The organism is Caballeronia terrestris, from assembly GCF_001544515.1.
In the GTDB taxonomy this organism is placed as follows: Bacteria; Pseudomonadota; Gammaproteobacteria; order Burkholderiales; family Burkholderiaceae; genus Caballeronia; species Caballeronia terrestris.
The window spans coordinates 120,240-146,974 of record NZ_FCOL02000006.1; the positions used below are offsets into that span (position 1 = coordinate 120,240).

25 protein-coding genes and 2 tRNA genes are annotated in these 26,735 nt (G+C 64.0%); 11 read left to right on the top strand and 16 right to left on the bottom strand.

Annotated elements, in window-relative coordinates; genetic code table 11:
• The first annotated feature begins 49 nt into the window (after positions 1–49).
• The gene (locus tag AWB67_RS07595) at positions 50–301 is read left to right on the top strand and encodes a hypothetical protein (protein ID WP_087655629.1); all 252 of its coding nucleotides are present in this window, start codon (positions 50–52) and stop codon (positions 299–301) included.
• Here the strand turns inward: AWB67_RS07595 and AWB67_RS07600 are convergent.
• Positions 298–1,593, bottom strand: a complete 1,296-nt coding sequence (locus tag AWB67_RS07600) for a cytochrome-c peroxidase (protein ID WP_087655718.1) — start codon at positions 1,591–1,593, stop codon at positions 298–300. The genes AWB67_RS07595 and AWB67_RS07600 overlap by 4 nt on opposite strands.
• A gap of 213 nt (positions 1,594–1,806) precedes the next feature.
• On the opposite strand from AWB67_RS07600, the gene AWB67_RS07605 reads away from it, so the two are divergent.
• Positions 1,807–3,369 (top strand): acid phosphatase, encoded by a 1,563-nt coding sequence (locus tag AWB67_RS07605; RefSeq protein ID WP_087655630.1) that lies wholly within the window; start codon positions 1,807–1,809, stop codon positions 3,367–3,369.
• Positions 3,370–3,493: 124 nt separating this feature from the next.
• On the top strand, positions 3,494–4,465 hold the full coding sequence (locus AWB67_RS07610) for a sulfonate ABC transporter substrate-binding protein (RefSeq protein ID WP_087655631.1): 972 nt from the start codon (positions 3,494–3,496) through the stop codon (positions 4,463–4,465).
• A 3-nt stretch (positions 4,466–4,468) separates the two neighbouring features.
• Here the strand turns inward: AWB67_RS07610 and AWB67_RS07615 are convergent, their stop codons facing one another.
• The gene (locus tag AWB67_RS07615; RefSeq protein WP_087655632.1) at positions 4,469–5,155 is read right to left on the bottom strand and encodes a GntR family transcriptional regulator; all 687 of its coding nucleotides are present in this window, start codon (positions 5,153–5,155) and stop codon (positions 4,469–4,471) included.
• A gap of 129 nt (positions 5,156–5,284) precedes the next feature.
• On the opposite strand from AWB67_RS07615, the gene AWB67_RS07620 reads away from it, so the two are divergent.
• Both AWB67_RS07620 and AWB67_RS07625 read left to right on the top strand, forming a co-directional pair.
• Positions 5,285–6,475: an amidohydrolase family protein gene (locus AWB67_RS07620; protein ID WP_087655633.1), complete on the top strand. Its 1,191-nt coding sequence runs from the start codon at positions 5,285–5,287 to the stop codon at positions 6,473–6,475.
• Positions 6,472–7,695 carry a cyanate transporter gene (locus tag AWB67_RS07625; protein ID WP_087655634.1) on the top strand — a complete coding sequence of 408 codons (1,224 nt, stop codon included), beginning with the start codon at positions 6,472–6,474 and terminating at the stop codon, positions 7,693–7,695. Before AWB67_RS07620 ends, AWB67_RS07625 begins: the two co-directional genes overlap by 4 nt.
• A 9-nt stretch (positions 7,696–7,704) precedes the next feature.
• Here the strand turns inward: AWB67_RS07625 and AWB67_RS07630 are convergent.
• Both AWB67_RS07630 and AWB67_RS07635 read right to left on the bottom strand, forming a co-directional pair.
• Positions 7,705–7,781 (bottom strand) — tRNA-Arg (locus AWB67_RS07630).
• A gap of 60 nt (positions 7,782–7,841) precedes the next feature.
• Complete coding sequence (locus AWB67_RS07635) at positions 7,842–8,672, bottom strand: undecaprenyl-diphosphate phosphatase (protein ID WP_087655635.1); 831 nt, start codon at positions 8,670–8,672, stop codon at positions 7,842–7,844.
• Between the two features lie 535 nt (positions 8,673–9,207).
• Between AWB67_RS07635 and AWB67_RS07640 the strand changes: the two genes are divergently transcribed.
• The 3 genes from AWB67_RS07640 to AWB67_RS07650 are packed head-to-tail and all read left to right on the top strand — an operon-like array spanning position 9,208 to position 11,248.
• On the top strand, positions 9,208–10,110 hold the full coding sequence (locus AWB67_RS07640) for an aldose epimerase family protein (protein ID WP_087655636.1): 903 nt from the start codon (positions 9,208–9,210) through the stop codon (positions 10,108–10,110).
• 51 nt (positions 10,111–10,161) lie between these two features.
• Positions 10,162–10,911, top strand: a complete 750-nt coding sequence (locus tag AWB67_RS07645) for a peptidoglycan DD-metalloendopeptidase family protein (protein ID WP_200822192.1) — start codon at positions 10,162–10,164, stop codon at positions 10,909–10,911.
• A 31-nt stretch (positions 10,912–10,942) separates the two neighbouring features.
• Positions 10,943–11,248, top strand: a complete 306-nt coding sequence (locus tag AWB67_RS07650; protein ID WP_087655720.1) for a hypothetical protein — start codon at positions 10,943–10,945, stop codon at positions 11,246–11,248.
• 453 nt (positions 11,249–11,701) lie between these two features.
• Here AWB67_RS07650 and AWB67_RS41385 read toward each other — a convergent pair whose 3' ends face one another.
• Both AWB67_RS41385 and AWB67_RS07655 read right to left on the bottom strand, forming a co-directional pair.
• Positions 11,702–11,869 (bottom strand): hypothetical protein, encoded by a 168-nt coding sequence (locus AWB67_RS41385; protein WP_200822193.1) that lies wholly within the window; start codon positions 11,867–11,869, stop codon positions 11,702–11,704.
• A gap of 71 nt (positions 11,870–11,940) precedes the next feature.
• Positions 11,941–12,017: transfer RNA gene (locus tag AWB67_RS07655), tRNA-Pro, on the bottom strand.
• 127 nt (positions 12,018–12,144) lie between these two features.
• Between AWB67_RS07655 and AWB67_RS07660 the strand changes: the two genes are divergently transcribed.
• Together AWB67_RS07660 and AWB67_RS07665 are read left to right on the top strand one after the other, a co-directional pair.
• Positions 12,145–12,600 (top strand): SixA phosphatase family protein, encoded by a 456-nt coding sequence (locus AWB67_RS07660; RefSeq protein WP_087655637.1) that lies wholly within the window; start codon positions 12,145–12,147, stop codon positions 12,598–12,600.
• A gap of 106 nt (positions 12,601–12,706) precedes the next feature.
• Positions 12,707–13,504: a GNAT family N-acetyltransferase gene (locus tag AWB67_RS07665; RefSeq protein ID WP_087655638.1), complete on the top strand. Its 798-nt coding sequence runs from the start codon at positions 12,707–12,709 to the stop codon at positions 13,502–13,504.
• 54 nt (positions 13,505–13,558) lie between these two features.
• Here the strand turns inward: AWB67_RS07665 and ppx are convergent, their stop codons facing one another.
• Positions 13,559–15,070, bottom strand: coding sequence for an exopolyphosphatase (gene ppx, locus AWB67_RS07670; protein ID WP_087655639.1), 1,512 nt, complete (start codon positions 15,068–15,070; stop codon positions 13,559–13,561).
• A 232-nt stretch (positions 15,071–15,302) separates the two neighbouring features.
• Here ppx and ppk1 point away from each other — a divergent pair, with 232 nt between their 5' ends.
• Complete coding sequence (ppk1, locus tag AWB67_RS07675; protein WP_087655640.1) at positions 15,303–17,366, top strand: polyphosphate kinase 1; 2,064 nt, start codon at positions 15,303–15,305, stop codon at positions 17,364–17,366.
• Positions 17,367–17,410: 44 nt separating this feature from the next.
• Here the strand turns inward: ppk1 and phoR are convergent, their stop codons facing one another.
• The 9 genes from phoR to folP all read right to left on the bottom strand — a co-directional run bounded on the left by phoR (position 17,411) and on the right by folP (position 26,673).
• Positions 17,411–18,724: a phosphate regulon sensor histidine kinase PhoR gene (phoR, locus tag AWB67_RS07680; protein WP_087655641.1), complete on the bottom strand. Its 1,314-nt coding sequence runs from the start codon at positions 18,722–18,724 to the stop codon at positions 17,411–17,413.
• Positions 18,725–18,760: 36 nt separating this feature from the next.
• A complete protein-coding gene (phoB, locus tag AWB67_RS07685) occupies positions 18,761–19,462 on the bottom strand; it encodes a phosphate regulon transcriptional regulator PhoB (protein ID WP_087655642.1) in 702 nt (233 codons plus the stop codon).
• A 34-nt stretch (positions 19,463–19,496) separates the two neighbouring features.
• Positions 19,497–20,201 (bottom strand): phosphate signaling complex protein PhoU, encoded by a 705-nt coding sequence (gene phoU, locus AWB67_RS07690; RefSeq protein WP_087655643.1) that lies wholly within the window; start codon positions 20,199–20,201, stop codon positions 19,497–19,499.
• A 36-nt stretch (positions 20,202–20,237) separates the two neighbouring features.
• Positions 20,238–21,125: a phosphate ABC transporter ATP-binding protein PstB gene (pstB, locus tag AWB67_RS07695; protein ID WP_125477565.1), complete on the bottom strand. Its 888-nt coding sequence runs from the start codon at positions 21,123–21,125 to the stop codon at positions 20,238–20,240.
• Positions 21,126–21,140: 15 nt separating this feature from the next.
• On the bottom strand, positions 21,141–22,022 hold the full coding sequence (pstA, locus tag AWB67_RS07700) for a phosphate ABC transporter permease PstA (protein ID WP_087655644.1): 882 nt from the start codon (positions 22,020–22,022) through the stop codon (positions 21,141–21,143).
• The gene (gene pstC, locus AWB67_RS07705; RefSeq protein ID WP_087655645.1) at positions 22,019–23,002 is read right to left on the bottom strand and encodes a phosphate ABC transporter permease PstC; all 984 of its coding nucleotides are present in this window, start codon (positions 23,000–23,002) and stop codon (positions 22,019–22,021) included. The genes pstA and pstC overlap by 4 nt, the downstream gene beginning before the upstream one ends.
• A 104-nt stretch (positions 23,003–23,106) precedes the next feature.
• Positions 23,107–24,138, bottom strand: a complete 1,032-nt coding sequence (pstS, locus tag AWB67_RS07710) for a phosphate ABC transporter substrate-binding protein PstS (RefSeq protein ID WP_087655646.1) — start codon at positions 24,136–24,138, stop codon at positions 23,107–23,109.
• Positions 24,139–24,322: 184 nt separating this feature from the next.
• Positions 24,323–25,681 carry a phosphoglucosamine mutase gene (gene glmM / locus AWB67_RS07715; RefSeq protein ID WP_087655647.1) on the bottom strand — a complete coding sequence of 453 codons (1,359 nt, stop codon included), beginning with the start codon at positions 25,679–25,681 and terminating at the stop codon, positions 24,323–24,325.
• 107 nt (positions 25,682–25,788) lie between these two features.
• Positions 25,789–26,673 (bottom strand): dihydropteroate synthase, encoded by an 885-nt coding sequence (folP, locus tag AWB67_RS07720; protein WP_445344241.1) that lies wholly within the window; start codon positions 26,671–26,673, stop codon positions 25,789–25,791.
• Between the last annotated feature and the right edge of the window lie 62 nt (positions 26,674–26,735).

Genomic DNA, 26,735 nt, shown 5'->3' on the forward strand with positions numbered 1-26,735 from the left:
CCGGCGGTGTCTAGCATGGTGGGATTGTCCTTTCTCCGCTCATCCGATCATGTCCGAACTTCTGTTTTCCCCCCAGTCGCCCGCTATTTACTGGTTGCTCTCGATCGTCAGCGTGGCGTGCGCGGCGGGTATCCCCGGCGCCGTCCTTCTCGTCGACCGGGTGCTCGCGCGCGGACCGGTTTGGCAGCAGCGGGACGACGTCTGCGACTGGCCGCGCGTCGTCGCGTGGAGCGGCATGACGCTTTTGCTCGCGTCGTTCGTCGCGCTCGTGCTGCTCTGCCGCTCGCTTGCTACGGCTTAGTTCGCTGCTGTTTTCGCCGGCGCCTTCGCCGCCGGCTCATAACCATCCGTCAGCGTATTCAGAAACGCGACGATATCCCTGATCTCCGCCTCGTCCAGCGCCGGCTTCTCGCCGCGCTTGCGATCAAACGGCGGCTCCATATTCACGTTGCCCCAGTAACGCCTCGGCAAGTCGTCGAACTTCTGCGCCACGCCCTTCGATACCGGATAGAACTTCTCCGGATTCGTATCCCGCTCGACATAGAACCGCACCACGTCCTCGAGCGAGTGGTAGATCCCGTTATGAAAGAAGGTCTTGCGCAGCGCGACGTTGCGCAGCGACGGCGTGCGGAACAATCCGCAGAATTCGTCGCGTCCCGAAAGATCCGTCCGCTCGGGGCCGCAGGCGCCCAGGTCGTGAAAACGCGCGTCCTTGTTGATCGGCAGCGCGCGGTTGCGCGGCACGCCGATCGCGATCAGGCCGAAGTCGCTGAACTGCGGCGGCGTGCCGTCCTTCGCACGCTGGCTGATGTGGCACGCCGCGCAATTGCCCTTGCGTTCGTCGTTGAATAGTTCCAGGCCGTGCATCTCAGCCGTGGTCAGCGTCGCCTTGCCTGCGAGAAAGGCGTCGAACTTGCTCGTGTACGGGTAGAACTTCTTCGGCTCCTGCTCGAACGCTTCGAGCGCGCGCAGCACGGCGGCGAAGGTCTTTTCGTCGCTATCGAAGACGTTTGCGCCGAACGCGCGGCGGAAGTCGTCCGCGTAGGGCGCCGCCTTCACCGCCGCCGCCACCGTCGCAGGCGAGCTGCCCATTTCGAACGACGACAGCAAAGGAATGCGCGCCTGGTCCGCGCCATGATCGACGCGTCCGTCCCACGTGAGGCCGCCGGTCGGACCGGCATCGACGCTTTCGTCGCCTTCATCGTCGGAGTCGTGGAAATGCTCGCTGAACGCGGGCACCGCCTGCAAATACGTGAGCGACGGCACCGCGCGAAAGCCCGGCCGATGCATGTCGCTGCCGCCGAATTGCACCGATAGCGCGTTCGGCGGCCCGAACGCGTGACTCGGGCTGTGGCACGACGCGCACGCGAGCTTGCCCGATCCCGAGAGTGACGGATCGGAGAACAGCTTCGTGCCGACAGACGTCATCTCCTTCACTGCAGCGAAGACTTGCGCCCGCGATTGCGCTTGTGGCGATGCACTCGCCGTCTCGTGAACGGGGGACGGGTTGGCTGCATGCGAGTCGCAACCGGTCAACGCGATCGCCGCCAGCGCGGCTGCGACAAAAGAAAAAGACAAGCGCATCGGGGACATGAGCGGACAGGCGAATGAAAAGAAGCCGAAGCGTATGACGTAAAGATGTCGATTGCGTGTCACTGCAAGAACGCCGTCCGACCTTACGTATTCGAAAGCGTTATTACACGGCCACGTCAAACGCGCTTGCGACACTTCCCGCGCCGGCAACGTACGGCGGCGCTTCCTCGCGCTCCCGGCGGGCGCCGGCTCCCCAACATCAGAGACCATTCAATGAACAAGAAACTCGTGTGCGCAACGCCTCTCGTAGCGCTGCTCGCATTCGGCCTCTACGCGTGCGGCGGCAATGGCAGCACTCATGCGGATCTGTCGTCGGTCAAGAACGTCGTCGTGATCTATGCGGAGAACCGCAGCTTCGACAACCTGTACGGCAATTTCCCCGGCGCGAACGGCCTGCAGAACGTCGCGACTGCGAACTACCAGCAGCTCGATCGTGACGGCAGCGTGCTCGCCACCCTGCCCGCGGTCTGGGGCGGACTGACGGCGAAGGGCATCACGCCGGCCGTCACCGAGGCGATGACGGTGAAGCTGCCGAACGGACCGTTCGCGATCGACGATGCGGCTGGCTTCAACACGTCGCTCTCGGTCACGACGCGCGACCTGTATCACCGCTTCTACGAGAATCAGATGCAAATCGACGGCGGCAAGAACGACAAGTTCGCCGCGTGGGCCGACTCGGGCGGCCTCGTGATGGGCCACTACAACACGAACGCCGACAAGCTGCCGCTCTACAAGATCGCGCAGCAATACACGCTCGCCGACAACTTCTTCATGGGCGCGTTCGGTGGCTCGTTCCTGAACCACCAGTGGCTCGTGTGCGCGTGCACGCCGCTCTATCCGAACGCCGACAAGAGCCCGGCGGCCAGCTCGATCTCTGCCGTCGATACGGATGGCGTCTCGCTGAAAGTCGCGTCGAACTCGCCGGCGTCGGCGCTCTCCGGTATCCCGAAGTTCGTGAACTCCGGCAACCTCACGCCGGATTTCTTCGCGATCAACACGATGCAGCCGCCCTACCAGCCGAGCGGCAACAAGGCGGCAACGGGAGGCGACCCCGCGTACGCCGATCCGTCGGTGGCGACGACGCTGCCGCCGCAAACGCAGCAGCACATCGGCGACCTGCTGAACAATGCGGGTGTGTCGTGGGCGTGGTACGGCGGCTCGTGGGGCGCGGCACTTACCGACCCGACGAAGATCTACGGCTCGACGAATTCGGTGCCGAACTTCCAGACGCATCACCAGCCGTTCAACTACTTCGCCGATCTCGCGCCGGGCACGGCCAACCGTTCGCAGCATCTGCTCGACGGCGGCACCGACGGCGCCGGGTTCATCGCGGCGATCGATGCCGGCACGCTGCCGCAAGTGGCGTTCTACAAGCCGCAGGGCAACCTGAACGAGCACGCGGGTTACACCGATGTCGCTTCGGGCGACGCGCACATCGCCAGTCTGATCGCGCATCTGCAGAAGAGCCCGCAGTGGAAGAACATGGTCGTCGTCGTGACCTACGATGAAAACGGCGGCTTCTGGGATCACGTCGGCCCGCCGAAGGGTGATCGCTGGGGTCCGGGCTCGCGCATTCCGGCGCTCGTGATTTCGCCGTACGCGAAGAAGGGTTTCCTCGATCACACGCAATACGACACGACCTCGATCCTGCGTCTCATCACGCACCGCTTCTCGCTGCCGACGCTGCCCGGTCTCGCCGCACGCGATGCCGCGCTCGTCGCCAACGGTGGCAAGCCGATGGGCGACCTGACGAACGCGCTCGACTTCTCCCAGTAACCGCCTTCTGCTTTCGATATTACGCGCCGCGTGAAAAGCTTCGCTCGATCGCTTGGTCGACGCGAAGCTTACGCGCCGTTATGTTCGACGGAATCACGTCTTTCCATCGAACATAACGGTCGTCATGAAACACACCATTCGCCAGATTCTTTCGGCGGCAGCGCTCGTCGCGTTCGTCGCCTCGTCCACCTCGGCGCTCGCCGAGAACAAGCAAGTCCGCATCGGGTATCAGAAGGCCGGGCTGCTGGCGATCCTAAAGGCGCAGGGCGCGATCGAGCAGAAGCTCAAGCCGCTCGGCTACACCGTGTCGTGGTTCGAGTTCCCCGCCGGTCCGCAATTGCTCGAAGCGCTCAATAGCGGCAGCGTCGACTTCGGCTATACCGGCGCGCCGCCGCCCGTTTTCGCGCAGGCCGCGGGCGTGAACTTCGTCTATGTCGGCGCGGAGCCGGGTGCCGAGAGCAACGAGGCGATCTTCGTCAAGGCCGATTCTCCCGTGCGCTCGCTCGCCGACCTGAAGGGCAAGCGGATCGCGTTGCAGAAGGGATCGAGCTCCAATTTCCTGCTGCTCCAGGTGCTGAAGAAGGCGGGTCTCAAGCCCGACGACATCAAGCCCGTCTACCTGCCGCCCGCCGATGCGCGCGCCGCCTTCGAAAGCGGCGACGTCGATGCGTGGATCGTGTGGGACCCGTACTACGCGTCGGCGCAGCAAGCGTTGAAGGTGCGCACCCTCGCTGACTACGCGGGCCTGCCGAAGCCGTACAACTTCTACGAGGCGACGCGTGGATTCGCGCAGAACAATCCGCAGGCGGTGCGCGCGCTGATCGAGCAGTTGCGCGCGGGCGGGCTGTGGGTCAGCGCGCATCCGGCGGAGACCGCCGCGCTGCTAGCGCCGAAGATCGGGCTGGATACGGCGACGGTCGAGAAATGGGTGCGCCGCGTGCCGTACGCCGCGACGCCGATCGACGACAAGATCATCGCGACGCAGCAGACCGTCGCCGACGCGTTCTACCAGGCGAAGCTGATTCCGAAGCAGGTCACGGTGAAGGACAACGTGTGGCGTGACGAGACGCCTGCGCGCACTGCTGCGACGAATTGAGCGTCACGCACCGCTGAAGATCGACACGAGATCCGCGCCGCCGCGCGCGCCCGCCTGCGCGACGACGCGCTCTTCCAGTTCCTTCAAATGCTCGCGCATCGCGGCGAGCGCGGTGTCCAGGTCGCCAGATTCGAGGGCGTCGATGAGCTGCGTGTGATCGTCCGATGCACAGATCGACGCCTTCGACGGATCGAACAGCGCCTTGTACAACTCCGTCTTCGCGACGAGTTGCGCGAAGAAAACATGCAATTCCGGCGCGCCGGCCAGTTCCACGAGCAGCAGATGAAACTGGCCAGCGAGCCGCACGCAATCCTCGACCTTACCCGCCTTCGACGCACGCTCCTCGCTCTTCACATGCGCGCGCAGACGGCGCTTCTGCTGCGCGGTGAGCGCGCCGCACAGCGTCACGACGATCCCCGCCTCCAGCAGTTGCCGCGCGCGATACACCGCGCGGATATCGTCTTCCGACGGCGACGGCACGAACGCCCCGCGATTGGCCTCTAGCACAACTTTTCCCTCGAAGCCGAGCCGCGTCAGCACTTTGCGGATCGTGCCGCGCGTGCAGTCGAACGCGGCGGCGAGATCGCGCTCCACGAGCTGCGAGCCCGGCGCGAGCTTGCCCTGAAGCAACGCTGAAGTGAGCGCGGCGTGAATGCGTTCGTCGATGGGAAGTTGCTCGGGCGAGGACATGAATGAGAAAAAGCGCTTGTTATACGCCGTATTTGGACGGTTCTCATTGTATCGGCTGAGTTACTCTCTCGTCGATGGTTGACCAAATTTAGCTAGAATGGTCAACCAAACACCGAGGGATTGCATCATATGAAATCGTCTGTCTGGATCAGGAACGTGCGGCCGCTCGGAGCGGCATCGGTCGACGTGGAGGTGATCGACGGCTCGATTGCCGCACTCGCGCCGCATGGGAGCGCGCAGCCGGCGAGCGGCGATACCGTCATCGATGGCGAGGGCGCGCTGCTCTTGCCGGGTTTCGTCGAAGGCCACACGCACCTCGACAAGACCACGTGGGGCATGCCGTGGTATCGCAACGAAGTCGGGCCGCGTCTCGTCGATCGCATCGAGAACGAGCGGCGTTGGCGCGCGGCGAGCGGCCACGATGCGGCGCGCGCCTCCCGTGCGCTCGCGCTCGCGTTCCTGCGTGCGGGCACGACCCGTCTGCGCACGCACGTCGACATCGATACCGACGCGGGCCTGCGGCATCTCGAAGGCGTCCTCGCCACGCGCGATGCGCTGAAAGACGTGCTCGACATGCAGATCGTCGCGTTCCCGCAGTCGGGCGTGACCGGCCGTACGGGCACGCGCGAATTGCTCGACGCCGCGCTCGCAGCCGGCGCCGACGTGCTAGGCGCGCTCGATCCCGCCGCGATCGACGGCGATCCGGCCGCTTCGCTCGACATCACCTTCGCGCTCGCGACGAAACACCAGAAGCCCATCGACATCCATCTGCACGAACCCGGCGAACTCGGCGCGTTTACGTTCGGCCTGCTGCTCGATCGCGTCGAGGCGCATGGATTCGGCGGGCGCGTCGTCGTGAGTCATGCGTTTTGCCTCGGCGAATTGGCAGCTACAAAGCGCGATGCGCTGCTAGAACGAATCGCGCGCGCGGGCGTTGCGCTGCTGACGACCGCGCCCGCGTCCACGCCCGTTCCGCCGTTGCGCGCGGCGCAAGCGGCGGGCGTCACGCTATTCGGCGGCAACGACGGCATCCGCGACGCATGGACGCCCTACGGCTCGCCCGACATGCTCGAGCGCGCGATGCTGATCGCGATGCGCTACGACCTGCGACGCGACGACGACCTCGCCACCGCCCTCGCCTGCGTCACGACCGAAGGCGCGCGCGGCTGCGGTTTCGATCGATATGGCCTTGCGCACGGCGCGCGTGCGGACCTCGTGCTCGTCGATGCCGAGACCGTCGCGCACGCGATCACGTCGCGGCCGGCACGCCGGCTCGTGATGGCGAACGGCAGCGTCATCGCACCGGATTTCGTGCGATGAAACCACGCTCCAATTTCGCGTGGCTCGTCGTCATCGTCGCGATCGGGCTGAACCTGCGGCCGCTCCTCACGTCGATCAGCCCGCTCGCCGGCGTGATCCTGGAATCAACGGGGCTCACGTTTCACGACGCGTCGCTGCTCACCGGGCTGCCGGTCGTCGCGATGGGCGTCTGTGCGTTCGGGGCGAGCGCGCTCGCGCGGCTCGTCGGCGAGGCGCGCGGCGTGGCGGCGGGGCTCGTCGCGATCGTGATCGCGTGCGGGTCGCGGCTTTTCATCGACAGCGGCAGCGTGTTGATCGCGAGCGCGGCGGTCGCGGGCGTGGGCGTCGCGGTGATCCAGGCGCTGTTGCCGGGCGTCATGAAGACGCGCTTCGCCGCGCGCCTGCCTTTCGCGATGGGCCTCTATTCGGCATCGATCATGGCGGGCGGCGGACTCGGCGCGAGCATCACGCCGGGCGTCGCCGCGCGCTTCTCTTGGCACGCGGGGCTCGCGGTTTGGGCGCTGCCCGCGCTGGTCGCGCTCGTGTCGTGGCGCTTGCTGACGCGCGGTCAGGGCGTGCACGCGTCGCAGCGTTCCAGCGCGACGGGCAGCCAACCGACGCTCTTTCTCAACCGGCGCGCGTGGGCGCTCGGCGTGTACTTCGGGCTGGTGAACGGCGGCTATACGTGCCTTGTCGCGTGGCTGCCGGCGTACTACCAGCAGCTCGGACGCAGCGTGACGGCGAGCGGCGCGCTGCTCGCGATCATGACGGTGTTCCAGGCGTCGTCGGCATTGCTGCTGCCGATGGCCGCCGCGCGCTTTCGCGACCGGCGGCCGTGGCTCGCCGCCGGCCTCGTCGCGCAGCTGACGGGGTTCGCAGCGCTGCTCGTCGCGCCGATGGCCGCGCCCATTATGATCGTCGCGTTGCTGGGCGGCGGCCTTGGCGGCGTGTTCGCGCTGACGCTCGTCCTCACGCTCGATCACACCGACGACCCGAGGCTCGCCGCGCGGCTCGTCGCGTTCGTGCAGGGCGTGGGGTTCGTGATCGCGGCGGTGGCGCCGATCGTCGCGGGCATCGTGCGCGACGTGACGGGCGGTTTCTCGCTGTCGTGGACGATGCTCGCGACGAGCGTCGTCGCGATGACCGGATTGACGCTGGTATTTGCGCCCAGAAGCTACGAGCGGGCGATGCGGGGAAATGCGGAGAAGGTGACGCGGACTGCGGCGTTGGAAGAAGCTTGAAGAAGTCTCTGGCACGGCAGGAGGGACTCGAACCCCCGCCCCTCGGCTTAGAAGGCCGATGCTCTATCCAGCTGAGCTACTGCCGCGTCGCAAGAGAGCGAGGATTTTACCTCATCGACGGCGCCTGAGCGCCATCGAGATGACGATCAAACCGGTTGCGGATGCAGCATGAACCAGCCGAGGCACAGTGCCCCCGCGATCACGCAATACACGCCGAACGAAGCCAGCCGTCCGCGCCCTTCGAAGTAGTGCATCAGGAAGCGGATGCTCAGATAAGCCGCGATGCCGGTCAGCACGCCGCCGAGCAGTGCATCGCCCAATTGACCGGGCGCGTGAAAGAGCTTCGGCAACTCCAGCACGCCCGCCGCGAAAATGATCGGCGTGCCGAGCAGGAACGAGAACTCCGCCGCCTTCTCTGCCGTGAGACCCGCCCCGACGCCCGCAATCATCGTCAGCCCGCTACGCGAAAAACCGGGCACGAGCGCGCCGATCTGCGCGAGACCCACCAGAAACGCCTGCTTGAACGTGAGGCTTTCCGGCGTCCGGGTCGCGCGGGCGCGCTGCAGACGGTCGCCGAACCACAGCAGCACGCCGTTCACCATCAGCGCGGCCGCAACGATCCGCAGGTCGTGAAAAATCGCTTCAAGCCGCTTTTCGAGCAGCAAGCCGACGATCCCCGTCGGAATCGTGCCAATGATCAGCGCCCACATCATGTGGCCGTGCTCGTTGCGACGGCCGCCGAGCGAGGCGAACCAGCCGCCGATCAGATCTATCCAGCGCCGGCGGAAATACCAGAGGAGCGCGAACGCGGTGCCGAGATGCAGCGCGACCAGAAACGGCAGCAACTGCGGCGCGTGCTTGTCGATATGCATGCCGATCAGGCCGGGCACGAGCAGCGTATGTCCGAGGCTGCTGACCGGAAACAGCTCGGTCACGCCCTGCAGGACGCTAAGAAAAACCAGAAACCACAAAGTCACGCGTCGATCCTTTTATCGTTACGGGGAGGACGCGTCGTGCTTTTGCCATCGATCGGGACTGCGGGAGCCGACCGGATTGACGTTACGAGGGGATTTGAAACGGCACGGCGCGCGAAACCGGACCGATTATGCCGGTGGCGAAATCGGGCGCCAAGCGTTTAAGGCAAGCGGGATGAACCGACAGTCAAACGTCGGCAAAACGGATATCGAGGTAAGCAAAAACGAATGAAATCGAAAGCGTGGGCGCGTTTTCAGCCACGCCGACCGACGATTTCGCGCGTCACAGCTTATAGAGGAAAACCAGTGTGCTCGCGCCGAAGAGACCGAACATCGCCAGAGCCATTGTCATCGCCAAATCCATTCCTTCTCCTCGCTCTGTCTGGTTGCCAACATAGGGCCCAATAACAACACATCGCGCGCGCGGGCGTCAGTCGCGATTTCCCCCAAAGGGTTTCCCCGTACCATAAAGCAAGGCAGAATCTGCGAGTCTGTTCCGACCATCCCGCCGTCAATACGCCTCCCGGAGCGCCCCATCATGTCATCCGACGTAGACATCATCGACATCACGCGCGACGGCGCCTCGATCTCGCTCGCGCCCGGCGCGGGCGGCCGGCTCATGACGTGGCGGCTCGGCGGCGAGCCGGTGATCCACTGGCCAGCATCGCCCGACTGGTCGCAATTCGCGAAGATCCGCGGCGGCAATCCGCTGCTCTTTCCGTTTCTGGGCCGCCATTTCGTCGACGGCGAGATCGGCAAGTGGCGCGATCCCGACGGCAAGATCCACGCGCTGCCGACGCACGGCTTCGCCCGCAACCTGCCCTTCACCTGTACGAAGGACGCGGACGGCCACGGCCTGCGCATGACGCTCGTCGATGGCGACGCCACCCGGGCGGGTTATCCGTTCGCGTTCCGCTTCGAGGCGGCCTACCGGCTCGTCGATGCCACGACGCTCGAAGTCGAGCTGACCACGTCGAATCCGGGCGAAATCGCGCTGCCGTACTACGCGGGCCACCATTTCTACTTTCACCTGCCTCACGACCAGCGCGCGATCAGCAGCGTCGAGCTGCCGCGCACGGAGCGCCGTCATCAGCTCGACGACGGCTCGATCAGCGAGGCGCAGCCGGGCGCGCCCCGCTACACGCTCGACGATCCGGGCATCGTCGACCGGTTTCATTGCTTTACGGGCCCGTCCGACCAGCCGGTGCGGGTCTTCATGCCGGGGCTGAGGCGCGTGGTGAGCTTCGAGCTCGACCAGCCGGACTCGGTGCCGTGGTACGCGGTGACCACCTGGACCGAAGCCGATACCTCGGATTTCTACTGCGTCGAGCCGTGGATCGGCCTGCCGGACGCGATCCACAACGGGCGCGGCCTGCGCTGGCTCGCGCCGGGGAAGACGGAAGCGGCGTCGCTCAGGCTCTCTGTTTCGCCCCTCGACTGAACGCGGCGCGCCGGGTTTTCGCGTCCAAATAGTCGATGACGTTAAAATCCGATGTTTGGACCGCCGCGCACCTTTGCACGTGGCGGCGCTTCGCGAGGTTTAAAGTTGGCAACAAGAATTCGACGGCTCCTCTGCGCCTCGCTGGCCGCAGTGCTCGCCGCTTGCGGCTCGGCGCCGGTCGGGCCGGGTTTCTATCGCGTGGAACAGGGCGACACGGTTTCGAAGATCGCGCGGGCGAACCGGACCTCGGTGCAGAGCATCACGCGCTGGAACAGCCTGCCGAACGCCGATTCGATCGAAGTCGGACAGGTTTTGCGCGTCGCGCCGCCCGCTGGCACGGCGACCGCCTCGACCGGCGGGTTACGGGCTGCGCCGGCTCCTGCTTCATCGGCAAATCGTGACACGACGCCCGATCCTGCGCCCGCAAAAACGCCCGCCGTCTCGCTCATCTGGCCGGCGCAGGGCGATTTGATCCGCGGTTTCGACGGCAAGACGTCGAAAGGCATCGACATCGGCAACGCGCCGGGCACGAAGGTCGTCGCGGCCGCGGGCGGCACGGTCGTCTACGCGGGCAACGGCCTGCGCGGCTACGGCAACATGCTGATCGTCAAGCACGATTCGGAATACCTGACCGCCTACGCGCACAACCGCGCGCTCCTGGTGAAGGAAGGCCAGACGGTCACGCAAGGGCAGCAGATCGCGGAAATGGGCGATACGGACTCGAATCGCGTGATGCTGCACTTCGAGCTGCGCTATCTGGGCCGTTCGACCGATCCGTCGCGCTACCTGCCGCCGCGCTAACACTGAAGTCATGAGGAAAGAACTGATGAAGATGATGAACCGAGCTGCGTGCCTTGCGACGCTTGGCGCCGTAGCGGCGCTCGGCGGCTGCGCGAATACGTCGACGATGACCTACCTGCCTTCGGGCGACACCGGTTTCGCCATCAACTGCAGCGGCGGCGATGCGAGCACGAGCTGGGCGGAGTGTTACAAAAAGGCAGGCGAGACGTGCGGGGCTTACGGCTACGAAGTCGTATCGAAGGACACCGACGGGGGCGCGACCACAGGCGGAACGGTAGGCGGGATTTTCGGCGCGAACATCAAGAACCGCTCGATGGTGATTCGCTGCAAGCAATGACCGATGCGTTCGGCGCGCGCCAGCGAGCGGTGCGCTGAGCCAAGGGTTGCGCGGTGCGCCAGCGGCCCGATAGCGGATCGATATGCGCCGCGAACGCGATCAGCAATGCGATCGCGACGGGACAAACAGCGAGGCAAATCCACAGCAGAATCATGATCGAAGCGTAGGCGGCGAATGCTCCGATCATAACGGCGCGGCAAGAATTTCGCCGATTACGGGATGTCGCTGGCGGTTACGGGGCATTTTTTACGCGGAGCGCTTTCGCGCTTGATCGCGTAACCGCTATCAACTCGTTACGCTCCGATACAAGCGCATACAACCCCGCGCCGCCCTCACCTCTATGATCGTTCTCAGCCCGCTCATTCTCTGCGCGAACAGTTAGTGCGGGTCAGAAGCCCCGATGTGCCCGCGTCGGGGCTTCGCCTTTTCCGGCAGCGCAAATTCGAAAGCCGCCTACTTCACCTGCTCCGGCGTATTCAACATGACGGGCGGACGCGTATCGGTGGGAACGCCCTGGTAGTCTGGCGGGTCCTGCGGCGGCTTGTGCTTTTGACTCGTCGATGAATCGGCGCAAGCCGCAAGCGTAAGCGCGAGAGCGGTAATGAAAACGATACGCGGCATGAAATGTCCGGAAGTCGGCCTGGAAAGACAAAGGGGTTACAAGCCGAAACTTGTAACCCCTTCATGTACGGTGGTCGGAGCGAAAGGATTCGAACCTTCGACCCTCTGATCCCAAATCAGATGCGCTACCAGGCTGCGCTACGCTCCGACAAGCCGCAGATGATAGCGTTTTCCCGCACCACGCGCAATAAAAAGCATCGAAGGAGTTGGCACGCGAGATGCAACCGACGGTCGAAGTATTGTCGAACGCAATTCGAAGCTCATGGAGACACGCAATGAACCTCATTCTCTGGCGCCACGCCGAAGCCGAAGACCACGCCGCAAGCGATCTCGTGCGGCAACTCACGCCGCGCGGGCGCAAGCAGGCGCAGGCGGTCGCGAAGTGGCTCAAGGCGCGCATCGACGATGACGCCGTATTCATCGTCAGCCCCGCGACGCGGACGATCCAGACCGCGGAGGCGTTCGGCGACCGCTATCGCGTGGTGGAACAGCTCGCGCCCGGCAGGAGCGCCCAAGCCGTGCTCGATGCCGCGGGCTGGCCCGAAGGCATCGCGGAAACGGTCGTCGTGGTCGGCCATCAGCCGACGATCGGCCGCGTCGCCGCGTTGCTCCTCAGCGGGCAGGAAGCGGAGTGGTCGGTGAAAAAGGCCGGCATCTGGTGGTTCCAGCAACGCGCACGCGGCGTCGACCAGATCGTCCTGCGCGCCGTGACGAATCCGGATCTCCTCTGAGCCACTGAGCCGGCGTTTCACCGAAGCGTCACGTGCACGCCATGCGAGCGTCACGCGCGATTACTACATTGGCGGGGATTCAAGAGAATCCCACCGAGGAACGCCAATGCAAGATTCATCATCCAAAGCGCGCCCGCCGCTTGCGCTCGACTCGCGCCGCCGTCTGCCGCGTGCGGCGGAAACGGTTACCGGACAGCATCGTCTGCAAGTCGCGTGGGCGCGCTCCGAGGGCGAACTGCGCGAGGCGCAACGCCTGCGCTATCGCGTGTTCTCCGACGAGATGGGCGCGCGCCTCTCGGGCCCGGCCGGCCTCGACGTCGACCGGTTCGACGCCTTTTGCGATCACCTGCTCGTGCGCGATCTCGATACGCTGAAAGTGGTCGGCACGTATCGCGTACTGCCGCCGCATCAGGCGGCGCGCATCGGGCGGCTCTACGCGGAAAGCGAATTCGACGTGTCGCGTCTCGCGCACTTGCGGCCGAAGCTCGTCGAAGTGGGCCGCTCGTGCGTGCATCCCGACTATCGCAACGGCGCCGTCATCATGTCGCTATGGGGCGGCCTCGCCGCCTACATGAAGCAAAACGGCTACGAAACGATGCTCGGCTGCGCGAGTGTCGGCATGATCGATGGCGGGCACTACGCGGCGAACCTGTATTGCTCGTTGCAAGGCGATTCGCTGACCGCGCCCGAATACCGCGCGTTCCCCCATACGCCGCTGCCCGTCGAGGAATTGCGCACCGGCGCCGAGGTGAGCCCGCCGCCGCTGGTGAAGGGCTATCTGCGGCTCGGCGCGAAGATTTGCGGCGCGCCCGCGTGGGACCCGGATTTCAACACGGCCGATTTCCTCACGCTGTTCCGCCTTTCCGACATCAACGCTCGCTACGCACGCCATTTCATGGCATGACCGGCGTTGGAAAACCCTGCTGCGCTCGCACGCGGCAAGGTCTCCGATTTTTTCTCAATCGTCCGTATAGACAACCCGATACGGCCGCCCGATCTTCTCCCACTCCGCCGCTTCCTGCACGAGGCTGTAATCGGTGAGCGGATTGTTCGCGACCCAGTCGTTCGGCAGGCGCACGTCGAAACCGCTGCCCGCCTGCTTCACGCGAATGGCCGGCAGGCCGGCATCGGTGCGCCGGCGGCACAAAAGCGCCGCGAGCCGCAGACAGAACAGGAGCGTCCAGTCGACGTCGCGTGCGTGCGCGAGCTTGCCGAGCTTGCCCGCGTGGCCAAGCACGAGCGCCGCGAGCCGCGCCTGATCGGTGCGCGAGAAGCCGGGCATGTCCGCGTGGCTCGCGATGTACGCCGAGTGCTTGTGATACGCGCTGTGCGCAATCGACAGCCCGATCTCGTGCAGCGCCGCCGACCACGCGAGGAACATGCGGTTCTCCTCGCGACGCTCGTCGTCGGGTTCGTCGAGCTGATCGTAGAAGCTGATCGCGAGCTCGGCGATGCGATCGGACTGCGCGGCATCGACGGCATAGCGCCGCTTGAAGCCCTCCACCGTGACCGTGCGCATATCCTGATGCTGCGAGCGCCCGAGCAGGTCGTAGAGCACGCCGAGACGCAACGCGCCGTCCGTTGTATCGACGTAATCGATGCCCAGTTCCTCGAACACGCCGAGCATGATCGACAACCCGCCCGCCAGCACCGGAATGCGGTCCGGCTTCAGCGCGATGAGCTTCAGCCGGTTCACGTTCTCCGCCTTGATCAGCGCGCGTTTCAGGCGCTCCAGGCCGCCGCGCGAAATGCCGTGCGTGATGTGCGGATCGTTGAAGCCGTTAGCCTCGACGAGTTCCGCGAGCGCGCGCGCCGTGCCCGACGAACCGATCGCCTGGTCCCAGCCGGTCTGCTTGTATTCGCTCGAAATGATCTGGATCTCGCGCTTGGCGGCGAGCTCGGCCTGCCGCATCGTGTATTCGTCGACGTTGCCCGCCGCGAAAAACTGCCGGCTGTGGCTCACGCAGCCGATGTAGAGGCTTTCCATATGGATCGGCGTGTAATGCGAGCCGATGATGAATTCCGTCGAGCCGCCGCCGATGTCCACCACGAGGCGCTTGCCCGCGCTCGCGGGCACGGAATGCGCGGCGCCCGCATAGATGAGCCGCGCTTCCTCGCGGCCCGCGATCACTTCGATCGGGAAGCCGAGCGCCGCTTCCGCCTCGGCGATGAATTCGTTCGCGTTTTTTGCAACACGCAGCGTGTTGGTTGCGACTGCGCGCACGTGGTCCGGATGAAAATCGCGCAACCGTTCGCCGAAGCGCTTGAGCGCATCCCAGCCACGCAGTTGCGACGCGCGGTCGAGATATTTGTCGCGCGACAGGCCGGCGCCCAGGCGCACCGGCTCGCGCAGCGCATCGACCTGATAGATCTGGCTGCCGGCGTCGGTTTCCTCGACGCGCCCGACGATCAGCCGGAAGCTGTTCGAACCCAGGTCTACGGCGGCGAGAAGATGCGGGTGAGTGACCATCGGTTGTCCAGGATTCGTAAGAAAGGGAACGCAAAAAACCGCATCGCGGCGCCGCACCAATTCTAATGCAAGCGCTCCGGGCAGCACGCGCCACGCGGCCGCGCCTCTCGCGACGCTATTCCCAATCTGCGTAGAATTTGTGACACTGAGTCTGTCACGAAAATTTAATCTTACTGTGAGAGTATCCGAGCCTCCGTTTGCCCTCCCGATCGACCCCCACCGCTCCTCGCCGATGTCCATACGCTATCCGCTTTTCAACCGCGAACTGGGCATACTGGGATTCAACGAGCGCGTGCTCGCGCAAGCCGCCGACACCGCCGTCCCTCTTCTCGAGCGGCTCCGTTTCATCTGCATCACCAGCAGCAATCTCGATGAGTTCTTCGAAGTCCGCATGGCGGGCCTGCAGGAACAAATGCGCGACAACCCCGGTTCGCTCTCGCCCGACGGCATGTCGCTGCAGCACGTGTACGACCTCGTCGTCGAGCGCGCGCACCGGCTCGTGCACCAGCAGTACGCGATGCTGCACGACATCGTGCTGCCCGCGCTCGAGAGCGAAGGCATCTTCTTTCATGGCGTCGATGGCTGGTCGCAGCAGCAGACCGCCTGGGCGCGCGCTTACTTCCAGGACGAACTGCTGCCCGTCCTGACGCCGATCGGGCTCGACCCCGCGCATCCGTTTCCGCGCGTGCTCAACAAGAGCCTGAACTTCGTCGTCGAGCTGGAGGGCAAGGACGCGTTCGGCCGTCAGGCGATGATGGGCATCGTCCAGGCGCCGCGCGCGCTGCCGCGCCTCGTGCGGATGCCCGAGGCGCTGTCGGGGTATCCGCACGGCTTCGTGCTGCTGAGCTCGCTGATGCAACACTTCGTCGCCGAGCTGTTTCCACACCTGAACGTGCGAAGCTGCAACCAGTTTCGTATCACGCGCAACAGCGAACTGTTCGTCGACGAAGACGAAATCACGAATCTGCGTGTCGCGTTGCAGGGCGAATTGCCGGCGCGGCATCTGGGCAATGCGGTGCGGCTGGAAGTATCGGCGGAGACGCCGCCGCACATGATCCGGCGCCTCCTCGACGAAAGCCAGCTGAACGAGCGCGACTGCTATCGCGTGAACGGGCCGGTGAATCTCGTGCGATTGATGCAGTTGCCCGAGATGGTGGACCGGCCGGACCTGAAGTTCGTGCCGCACATTCCGGCGATCCCGAAGACGATCGCGAGCGCCGCGAATCTCTTCGATGCGATCGATCAGGGCGACATCCTGCTGCACCATCCGTACGAGAGTTTCCAGCCAGTGCTCGAATTGCTGCTGCAGGCGGCGAAGGACCCGCAGGTCGTCGCGATCAAGCAGACGATCTATCGCACCGGCACTGATTCCCCGCTGATGGACGCGCTCATGCAGGCCGCGCGCAACGGCAAGGAAGTGACGGTGGTCGTCGAGTTGCTCGCGCGCTTCGATGAGGAGACGAACATCAACTGGGCGGCGCAGCTTGAAGCGGTGGGCGCGCACGTGGTGTACGGCGTGGTCGGCCACAAGTGCCACGCGAAGATGATGCTGATCGTGCGGCGCGTGTCAGTCGGCGGGAAGATGGTGTTGAAGCGCTATGTGCATCTGGGCACGGGGAACTATCATCCGCGCACGGCGCGTCTTTATACCGACTTCGGCATGATGACGTCCGACCAGGAGCTTTGCGAGGACGTGCATCACGTGTTCCAGCAATTGACGGGCATCGGCGGGGAGATCGCGCTGCATCAGATCTGGCAGTCGCCGTTTACGCTGCATGCGCGGTTGATCGATGGGATTCGCGCGGAGGCCGATCATGCGCGGGCCGGGCGCAAGGCGCGCATCGTCGCAAAGATGAATGCTTTGCTGGAGCCTTCTGTAATTGCCGCGCTTTACGAGGCGTCGCAGGCGGGGGTGAAGATCGATTTGATCGTGCGCGGAGTTTGTTCCTTGAAGCCGGGCGTTGAAGATCTGTCGGAGAACATCACCGTGCGATCGATCGTCGGGCGGTTTCTCGAGCATCATCGGATCTTTTATTTCTATGCCAATGGGCGCGAAGATGTCTATCTGTCCAGCGCGGACTGGATGGATCGCAACTTCTTCCGGCGCGTCGAGGTGGCGTTTCCGGTGCGTGATCGTCGGCTCAAGCGGCGCGTGATCGCTGAAGGATTGTCGGTGTTTCTCGGCGACAATCAGGCGGCATGGCTCATGCAGAGCGATGGACATTACAAGCGCCGTCGGCCGGGGAAATCGATGCGCAACGCGCAGTTGGGGCTGCTCGCCAAGTTTTGTTCTTGAGAGTGCTGGCGCTTGAGGTTGGTTTAAAAGAGCGCCAGCGGAAATCAAACCGCTATCGATTTCCTCAAGGCCGTCCGCGCAGCGGGAAACCGTACGATGAACGTACTCCCCCGCCCTTCTTCACTTTTGACGTCAAGCTCCGCATGATGCCGCTGCAGCACGTGCTTGACGATTGCGAGCCCCAATCCCGTTCCGCCCGTATCGCGTGAGCGGCTGCGATCCACGCGATAAAACCGCTCGGTCAGCCGCGGAATATGCTCCGCAGGAATCCCGAGTCCGCTGTCCCGCACCGAAAAAACCGCGCGATCCTTCACACGCTGCCAGACGACATCGATCGTCCCGCCATCCGGCGTGTACCGAATCGCGTTCGTCACGAGATTGCCAAGCGCACTCACGATCTCCGTCTCCGCGCCCGCGACCGTCAAAGCCTCGTCAGCGTTGAACGTAATCCGATGCCGCCCGCCCGAAAGATTATTGGCATCGTCCTCGAGATGACGCAAGACCGCACGCATATCCAGCAGATCATCGCCCGGCGGACGCATATCGCCTTCGAGATTCGCGAGCACGAGCAGATCGCGCACGATGTTCTGCATCCGCGAAGCCTGCTGATCCATCATCTCGAGATAACGCGCGCGATCCGCTTCGTCGAGCGGCAACTCGCGCATCGTTTCCAGAAAGCCGGAAAGCACCGTCAGCGGCGTCTTCAATTCGTGCGATACGTTCGCGACGAAATCGCGCCGCATCGAGTCGGTACGTTCGAGCTCGGTGATGTCCTGCGTCAGAATCAGCTTGCGATTCTCGCCGTAGGGAAACACCTGCACGGAAAGCGTGTAATGCCGCCGCACGCCCATCCCGCGCATCACGAGCATCTCCTCGTAATGATGCGAATTCAGATAGCGCACGAACTCCGGCTGACGCACGAGATGCGTCACATGCTGGCGCAGATCGCGCTTCGCATCGAGCCCGAAGTGCGTCTCGGCGATCGCGTTGCACCACTCGATCTGATCGCGGTCGTCGAGCATGGCGACGCCGTTCGGCGATGCCTGGATCGCCTGGATGAAGCGCGAATGCTGCTGCTCGACCTGACGCACCTGCGCATGCCAGCGCTTCGCGAGCTTGTGCAGCCGATAGTAGATTTCGCCCCAGATGCCAAGCGCGCTGGGCACTTCGCCATAGACGGGGGCATCGAGCAGACGCCAAAGACGCTGCGTATGAAACGTGCTGATGAAGCTCTGCACGACGAGCACGACGACCGCGAACGCGAGCGCCACGCGCACGCCGAGGAAAGCGCCGATGAGCGCACTGAGCGCCGCGAGCAGCGCCAGGGACACGATCGAACGCGTCCAGATGATGTTCATGGATCGGCGAAAGAAGGAGTGGGGACCGGCGGCGGGTCAGGCGCTCCGGGCAAGCCGGTAGCCGCTGCCACGCACTGTTTCGATCATAGCATCGCAGCCCGCCGGCTTGAGCGCGGCGCGCAGGCGCTTGATATGCACGTCGACGGTCCGCTCCTCCACGAACACGTGATCGCCCCACACCTGATCCAGCAGTTGCGTGCGGCTGTGCACGCGCTCCGGATGCGTCATGAAGAAATGCAGCAGCCGGAATTCGGTCGGGCCGAGATCGAGCTTGATGTCGTTGCCCGAGTGGCTCGCGGCTACGCGATGCGTCGCCGGATCGAGCCGCAAGCCGTTGATCGCAACCACGTCTTCCGTCAACTGCGGCGCGCGGCGGCGCAGCACCGCCTTGATGCGCGCCATCAGTTCCTTCGGCGAGAAGGGCTTCGTGACGTAGTCGTCGGCGCCGATTTCGAGGCCGAGCACCTTGTCCTGCTCGTCGCCGCGCGCGGTCAGCATGATGATCGGAATGTGTTTCGTGCGCTCGTTGTTGCGCAACTCGCGCGCGAACGTGATGCCGGACTTGCCCGGCAGCATCCAGTCGAGCAGCACGAGATCGGGCAGGACATCGCTCATCAGGTTCTGCGCCTGCTCCGCGTTGTAGGCGCGGATCGGGCAATGTCCCGCGTGTTGCAGATTCACCGAGATCAGTTCGGAAATCGCGGGTTCGTCTTCGATGACGAGGATACTGCTGGGCATCGGCACCTCTGTGACCTTTTTGCTTGAAGTGAAATTAGCTGAGCGCTTCGCGTTCGAGCTGGTCGCGCGACACGTGGCGCACGTCGGTTCCCTTCACGATGTAGATGATGAACTCGGCGATGTTCTTCGCATGGTCGCCGATCCGCTCGACCGCCTTCGCGATGAACAGATAGTCGAGCCCCGCCGAAATCGTGCGCGGGTCTTCCATCATGTACGTGATGAGCTTCCGGACGAACGCGCGGAATTCCTCGTCGATGGCCTTGTCGTCGCGCACGATCTGCGCGGCCGCGACGGTGTCGAGGCGCGCGAACGCATCGAGCGCGCGGCGCAGGATCGTCACCGCCATCTCGCCCGAGAGCTTGATCTCCGCGATGTTCACCGTACGGCCCGCGCCGTCTTCGCTGATACGCTTCACGCGCTTTGCGATCTTCTCGGCTTCGTCGCCGGCGCGCTCGAGGTTCGTGATCGTCTTCGAGATCGCCATCAGGAGGCGCAGGTCGCGCGCGGCGGGCTGCCGGCGCGCGATGATGTTGCTGCACTCCTCGTCGATCTCGACTTCCATCGTGTTCAAACGGACTTCGGCTGCGATCACCTGGTCGGCGACGGCGATGTCGAACGTGTTGAGCGCCTGCATCGCGTGGATGATCTGCGACTCGACGAGCCCGCCCATTTCCAGCACTTTCGACGACACCGCGTTGAGGTCGGCGTCGAACTGGCTCGACAGATGTTTATCGGACATGTATTGCTCCTGTAATCCCGTTCTCTCTCCGGCGGCTTAGCCGAACCGGCCGGTAATGTAGTCTTCCGTTTCCTTGCGGCCGGGCTTGATGAAGATCTTTTCGGTGTCTCCGAATTCGATCAGCTCGCCGAGGTACATGTATGCAGTGTAGTCCGAGCAGCGCGCCGCCTGTTGCATGTTGTGCGTGACGATCACGACCGTGTAGTCGTTCTTCAGCTCGGCGATCAGCTCTTCGATGCGGCCCGTCGAGATCGGATCGAGCGCGGAGCACGGTTCGTCGAGCAGGAGCACTTCGGGCCGGATCGCGATGCCGCGCGCGATGCACAGGCGCTGCTGCTGTCCGCCCGAGAGGCCATAGCCGCTTTGCTGCAGCTTGTCCTTCACTTCGTTCCAGAGCGCGGCTTTCGTCAGCGCCCATTCGACGCGATCGTCCATCTCCGAACGCGATAACTGCTCGAACATCTTCACGCCGAACGCGATGTTGTCGTAGATCGACATCGGAAACGGCGTCGGCTTCTGGAACACCATGCCGACGCGCGCGCGCAGCAGCGAAATATCACGGCGCGTATCGAGCAGGTTCTCGCCGTCCATCAGGATCTCGCCTTCGGCGCGCTGCTCCGGATAGAGCGCGTACATCTTGTTGAAGGTGCGCAGGAGCGTGGACTTGCCGCACCCCGACGGGCCGATGAACGCCGTCACCTTTTTCTCGGGAATGCGCAAGTTGATGTTCTTCAGCGCGTGATATTTGCCGTAGAAGAAGTTGAGATCGTTGACTTCGATCTTCGGCTTCATCGAATCGGCGGGTTTCGCGCTGTGCGTCGGCTTGAAGCTGCCGGGCACCGGGCCGCGCTCGACCGGCGCCGCCGGCTTCTCTTCCAGCGCGTTTGCGTTCAGGTGGTTGACACCACTGGTGACCGTGTTCATGGAATCACTCCGCCTCTATTTCTTTGAAATGATCACGCGCGCGAGGATATTCAAACCCAGCACGCCGAGCGTAATCAGGAATACGCCGGCCCACGCGAGTGCTTGCCACTGCGGGAACGGGCTCATCGCGAACTTGTAGATCGTGACCGGCAGGTTCGCGACCGGCTGGTTCATGTCCCACGAGAAAAACTGGTTCGACAGCGCCGTAAAGAGCAACGGCGCGGTTTCGCCGGCGATGCGCGCCACCGCGAGGAGCACGCCCGTCACGATCCCGCCGATCGACGCCTTCAGCGTGATCGACATCACCATCTTCCACTTCGGCGTGCCGAGCGCGAACGCCGCTTCGCGCAGCGCATTCGGCACGAGCTTCAGCATGTTCTCGGTCGTGCGGATGACGATCGGGATCTGCAGCAGCGCCAGCGCAATCACCCCAGCCCAGCCGGAGAAGCGCCCCATTTTCGCGACGACGAGCGCGTAGACGAACAGGCCGATCACGATCGACGGCGCCGACAGCAGGATGTCATTGATGAAACGCGTGACGCTCGCAAGCCACTTCTTCTGGCCGTATTCCGCGAGATACACGCCCGCGAGGATGCCGAGCGGCGTGCCGAGGAACGTCGCGAGCAGGACGAGCATCAGGCTGCCGACGATGGCGTTCGCGAGACCGCCGCCGTCGGTGTTCGGCGGGGGCGTCGATTGCGTGAAGAGATCGATCGACAGGCCGCCGATGCCGAGCTTCAGCGTCGTGAAGAGAATCCACACGAGCCACAGCAGGCCGAAGGCCATCGCCGCGAGCGACATCGTCAGCGCGATGGCGTTTTTGCCGCGGCGGCGACGCTGCAGTTTGATGCGCGTCGCATCCGACGCGTCGCTATCGATGAATGCGGGCTGGCTCACTTGGCGCCCTCCCCTTTTTCGAGACGAAGCAGCATCAGCTTCGAGAGCGCGAGCACGAAGAACGTGATCACGAAGAGAATCAGGCCGAGTTCCATCAATGCGGACGTGTGCAGGCCGGGGCTCGCTTCGGCGAACTCGTTCGCGAGCGCCGACGTAATGCTGTTGCCCGGCGAGAAGAGCGACACGTTGTCGAGCAGGTTCGTGTTGCCGATCACGAAGGTGACGGCCATGGTTTCACCGAGCGCCCGGCCGAGGCCGAGCATCACGCCGCCGATCACGCCGGTACGCGTGTACGGCAGCACGATCTTCCACATCACTTCCCAAGTCGTGCAGCCGATGCCGTACGCCGATTCTTTCAGCAGCACCGGTGTGACTTCGAACACGTCGCGCATCACAGCCGCGATGTACGGGATGATCATGATCGCGAGGATGACGCCCGCGCACAGGATGCCGATGCCGATCGGCGGCCCCTGGAAGAAGCGGCCGATGAGCCACACGTCGCCGAGCAGGCGCCCGAGCGGCTTTTCGAAATAAGTCGCGAAAATCGGGGCGAAGACGAGCAGGCCCCACATGCCGTAGACGATCGACGGAATTGCCGCGAGCAGTTCGATCGCGACGCCCAGCGGGCGGCGCAGCCACGCCGGCGAGAGTTCCGTCAGGAAGAGCGCGATGCCGAAGCTCACCGGCACGGCGATCAGGAGCGCGATGATCGAGGTCGCGATGGTGCCGTAGATCGGGACGAGCGCGCCGAAGCTGTCGGTGTTCGGATCCCACTCGCCGCGCCAGAGGAAGCTGAAGCCGAATTTCTGGATGGTCGGCAGCGACGCATAAATCAGCGAAACGATGATGCCGCCGAGCAGAAGCAAGGTAACGACGGCCGCAAGCAGTGTCACGCCGTCGAAAATGATGTCGCCGAGACGGCTCGGCGCGCGTTGCGTACGACTTCCGGGGGGTGTCGAGGCTAGATTGATGTCCGACATGGGAACCTTGGGTCGGGCCGCGCGGCACATGCCGCGCGGCGAAACTTACTGCTTTTGTCCTGCCTCATCAGCTTAGGACGTTTTAGGACATGCGTACCGCGCGTTTATTGCGCGACCGCCTTGCCCGACCCGTCCTTCACCTTCGCCTTCCACTGCGAGCGGATTTCCGCGACCACCGAATCCGGCAGCGAGATGTAATCCAGATCGTTTGCCGCCTGGTTGCCGTTCTTGAACGCCCAGTCGAAGAACTTCAGGGTTTCGGTGCCTTGCGGCGCCTTTTCCTGCGTCGAGTGCAGCAGCACGAAGGTCGCGCCGACGACCGGCCATGCGTCCTTGCCTGATTCGTTCGTCAGGATCTGGTAGAACGACTTCGACCAGTCCGCGCCCGCAGCAGCGGCCTTGAACGTCTCCGTCTTCGGCTGCACGATCGTGCCGGCGGCGTTCTTCAGGCCGACGTAGGTCATCTTGTTCTGCTTGGCGTAGGCCCATTCCACATAGCCGATCGCGCCCGGCAGACGTTGCACGAAGGCCGCGACGCCGTCGTTGCCCTTGCCGCCCGTGCCCGTCGGCCAGTTGACGGTCGAGCCTTCGCCGATCTTCGACTTCCACTCCGGGTTCACCTTCGACAGGTAGTTCGTCCAGATGAAGCTCGTGCCCGAGCCGTCGGCGCGGCGGACCACGGCGATGTCCGTGTCCGGCAGCTTGACCTTCGGGTTGAGTGCGGCGATCGCCGGGTCGTTCCACTTCTTGATCTTGCCGAGATAGATGTCGCCGAGCACTTCGCCCGACAGCGTCACTTCACCTGCCTTCACGCCCGGCACGTTGATCACCGGCACCACGCCGCCGACCACCGTCGGGAACTGGAAAAGCCCTTGCTTTTCAAGCTCGTCGTCCTTTAGCGGCGCGTCGGAGCCCGCGAAATCGACCGTTTTCGCGATGATCTGCTTGATCCCGCCCGACGAACCGATGCCCTGATAATTCACCTTGCCGCCGCCAGTCTTCTGGTAGGCGTCGGCCCACTTTGTGTAGATCGGTGCTGCGAAGGTGCTGCCCGCGCCGGTAATATCGGCTGCTTGCGCGGAGATGGCGACGAGTGCGCCGATTACGCCAGCCAGCGCGGTTTGCATCAATTTCATGAGACCTCCAGGTTGTAAGCGAATGACACGACAAGCCGAAGCATAGGCACAGTCCGTGACAGTAATATGACTCTTCGTGAAGCTCGCGTGTCATTGCGCTTACGGCGATGAAAGCCGCTCGACGAACGCAAAAAAGCCGCTGCGGATCGCTCCGCAGCGGCTTTTTTGTGTTTTCGCCGATTACTTAAGAAGTCGCGTCTTTTACGACTTGCGCAATCGTTTCCGCGTGACGAACCGCGTCCCGTTCGGCTGCGGCCTCGACCATCACGCGCAGCACCGGCTCCGTGCCCGACGCGCGAATCAGGACGCGTCCGTGCCCTTCGAGCGCGCGCTCGGCACCGCTGATCGCCTTGGCGATCGCGTCGCTTTCCTTCCAGTTCGCTCCGGGGCTCATGCGCACGTTGATCAGCTTCTGCGGGAAAAGCGTTACTTCGTCGAGTTGATCGGCGAGCGACTTGCCACTGCGCTGCAGCGCGGCGAGCACGAGCAGCGCGGAGACAATGCCGTCGCCCGTGGAATGCCGATCCAGCGACAGAATGTGTCCCGAGCCTTCCGCGCCGAGCTGCCAGCCGTTCTCGCGGAGCTTTTCGAGCACGTAGCGGTCGCCGACATTCGCGCGCACGAACTGCACGCCCGCTTCCTTGAGCGCCACTTCGACGGCCATGTTCGTCATCAGCGTGCCGACGGCGCCTTCTACCTTCCCGTCCGTCGCGATGCGGTCCTTGACGAGCACATAGAGCAGTTCGTCGCCGTTGTAGAGGCGGCCCGCCGAATCGACGACTTGCAGGCGGTCGGCGTCGCCATCGAGCGCGATACCGATGTCCGCGCGATGTTCGAGCACGGCGTTCACGAGCGCGTCGGGGGCTGTGGCGCCGACACCGTCGTTGATGTTGAAGCCGTTCGGCGAAATGCCGATCGGGATCACTTCCGCGCCGAGTTCGTGGAACACGTTCGGCGCGACGTCGTACGCGGCGCCGTGCGCGCAATCGAGCACGATTCTTAAGCCCCGCAGGTCGAAACTCGCCGGGAACGTGCTCTTGCAGAACTCGATATAGCGGCCACCGGCATCATCGAGCCGCCGCGCCTTGCCGAGCCGCTCCGACGGCGCGCATTCGAGCGGCTCTTCGAGTTGCGCTTCGATCTGGAGCTCGACGTCGTCGGGCAGCTTGTTGCCGTCGGCGGAGAAAAACTTGATGCCGTTGTCATAGTACGGATTGTGCGACGCGCTGATCACGACGCCCGCCGCAAGCCGCAGCGCGCGAGTCAGATAGGCGATGCCCGGCGTCGGCATCGGCCCGGCCAGCATCACGTCGACGCCCGCCGCCGAGAAACCCGCTTCGAGCGCGGCTTCGAGCATGTAGCCCGACACCCGAGTGTCCTTGCCGATCAACACTGTCGGACGGCTGCCCTTTTTCTGCCAGCGATCGGCGCCCGCGAGCACTTTGCCCGCCGCGTAGCCGAGCCGCAGCACGAAATCGGGCGTGATCGGCGCCTCGCCGACCTTCCCGCGAATACCATCCGTTCCAAAATATCGACGTGCCATTACTTGATTACCCCCGCGGACGTGGATGCGCGTGTCGTGCGCCCGCATGTGTTGTTGAAACTGTGGACCGCGCGCACGCCCGCGCTGCAATCCGCTGTTTATAAGTGTCAATGATGCCTGCTTTGGCCGGCGGCTTTCGTTGCCTGCCAAACCTTCAGACCATCGAGGATCGGCGCGACGTCGTGAACCCGCACGATCACTGCGCCCCGCTCCACCGCGCAGACCGCAGCCGCGATGCCCGCCGCGAGCCGCTCGCCCTTCTTGCGGCCGGTGGCGGCGCCGAGCATCGATTTGCGCGACATCCCGACGAGCATCGGAAAGTCCGTCGCGACGGGACGCGTCTTGTCGAGATGCGCGAGCAACGCGAAATTGTGCTCCTCTGTCTTGCCGAAGCCGTAGCCGGGATCGAGACAAATCCGCTCGCGCGCGATGCCGGCCTTCGTCAGCGCATTGACGCGCTCGGCGAAAAAGTCCCGCACATCCTCGACGACATCCCGGTACACCGGCTCTTCAACCTGCATCGTCCGCGGCTCGCCGAGCATGTGCATCACGCAGAGACCGCAATTGCTGTTTTTGACGGCATTGATTGCGCCGTCCTGCCGGAAGCCCCAGACGTCGTTGATCATGTCGGCGCCCGCTTGAAGCGCTGCGCGCATGACCTCCGGCTTGTACGTATCGACGGATAGCGGCACGTTCATCGACCGTAACGCCTCGACGACTGGAATCACGCGCCGCAACTCCTCGTCCAGCGGTACGGGCAGCGAGCCAGGACGCGTCGATTCGCCGCCGATATCGATCATGTCGGCGCCATCGGCGAGCATCTGCTCGGCTCGCTTGATTGCGTCATCGCGTGACAGGAACTGGCCGCCATCGGAAAACGAATCCGGCGTGACGTTCAGAATGCCCATCACGAGCGGACGCTCGAAAGTCAGCGTGAAGCGCCCGCAATGAAGCGACGGCGGCACCGAAGATTGCAAATTGGATGAAGTCAACGATTCGACTGGAGAATGAGTTGGGAAGTTCGCGAGCCGGAAAAACACCATCAGGCCGATCA

Coding starts and splice junctions, on each gene's coding strand:
- AWB67_RS07595 (WP_087655629.1), top strand. CDS start 50: ATGTCCGAACTTCTGTTTTCCCCCCAGTCGCCCGCTATTTACTGGTTG.
- AWB67_RS07600 (WP_087655718.1), bottom strand. CDS start 1,593: ATGTCCCCGATGCGCTTGTCTTTTTCTTTTGTCGCAGCCGCGCTGGCG.
- AWB67_RS07605 (WP_087655630.1), top strand. CDS start 1,807: ATGAACAAGAAACTCGTGTGCGCAACGCCTCTCGTAGCGCTGCTCGCA.
- AWB67_RS07610 (WP_087655631.1), top strand. CDS start 3,494: ATGAAACACACCATTCGCCAGATTCTTTCGGCGGCAGCGCTCGTCGCG.
- AWB67_RS07615 (WP_087655632.1), bottom strand. CDS start 5,155: ATGTCCTCGCCCGAGCAACTTCCCATCGACGAACGCATTCACGCCGCG.
- AWB67_RS07620 (WP_087655633.1), top strand. CDS start 5,285: ATGAAATCGTCTGTCTGGATCAGGAACGTGCGGCCGCTCGGAGCGGCA.
- AWB67_RS07625 (WP_087655634.1), top strand. CDS start 6,472: ATGAAACCACGCTCCAATTTCGCGTGGCTCGTCGTCATCGTCGCGATC.
- AWB67_RS07640 (WP_087655636.1), top strand. CDS start 9,208: ATGTCATCCGACGTAGACATCATCGACATCACGCGCGACGGCGCCTCG.
- AWB67_RS07645 (WP_200822192.1), top strand. CDS start 10,162: ATGTTTGGACCGCCGCGCACCTTTGCACGTGGCGGCGCTTCGCGAGGT.
- AWB67_RS07650 (WP_087655720.1), top strand. CDS start 10,943: ATGATGAACCGAGCTGCGTGCCTTGCGACGCTTGGCGCCGTAGCGGCG.
- AWB67_RS41385 (WP_200822193.1), bottom strand. CDS start 11,869: ATGCCGCGTATCGTTTTCATTACCGCTCTCGCGCTTACGCTTGCGGCT.
- AWB67_RS07660 (WP_087655637.1), top strand. CDS start 12,145: ATGAACCTCATTCTCTGGCGCCACGCCGAAGCCGAAGACCACGCCGCA.
- AWB67_RS07665 (WP_087655638.1), top strand. CDS start 12,707: ATGCAAGATTCATCATCCAAAGCGCGCCCGCCGCTTGCGCTCGACTCG.
- ppx (WP_087655639.1), bottom strand. CDS start 15,070: ATGGTCACTCACCCGCATCTTCTCGCCGCCGTAGACCTGGGTTCGAAC.
- ppk1 (WP_087655640.1), top strand. CDS start 15,303: ATGTCCATACGCTATCCGCTTTTCAACCGCGAACTGGGCATACTGGGA.
- phoR (WP_087655641.1), bottom strand. CDS start 18,724: ATGAACATCATCTGGACGCGTTCGATCGTGTCCCTGGCGCTGCTCGCG.
- phoB (WP_087655642.1), bottom strand. CDS start 19,462: ATGCCCAGCAGTATCCTCGTCATCGAAGACGAACCCGCGATTTCCGAA.
- phoU (WP_087655643.1), bottom strand. CDS start 20,201: ATGTCCGATAAACATCTGTCGAGCCAGTTCGACGCCGACCTCAACGCG.
- pstB (WP_125477565.1), bottom strand. CDS start 21,125: ATGAACACGGTCACCAGTGGTGTCAACCACCTGAACGCAAACGCGCTG.
- pstC (WP_087655645.1), bottom strand. CDS start 23,002: ATGTCGGACATCAATCTAGCCTCGACACCCCCCGGAAGTCGTACGCAA.
- pstS (WP_087655646.1), bottom strand. CDS start 24,138: ATGAAATTGATGCAAACCGCGCTGGCTGGCGTAATCGGCGCACTCGTC.
- glmM (WP_087655647.1), bottom strand. CDS start 25,681: ATGGCACGTCGATATTTTGGAACGGATGGTATTCGCGGGAAGGTCGGC.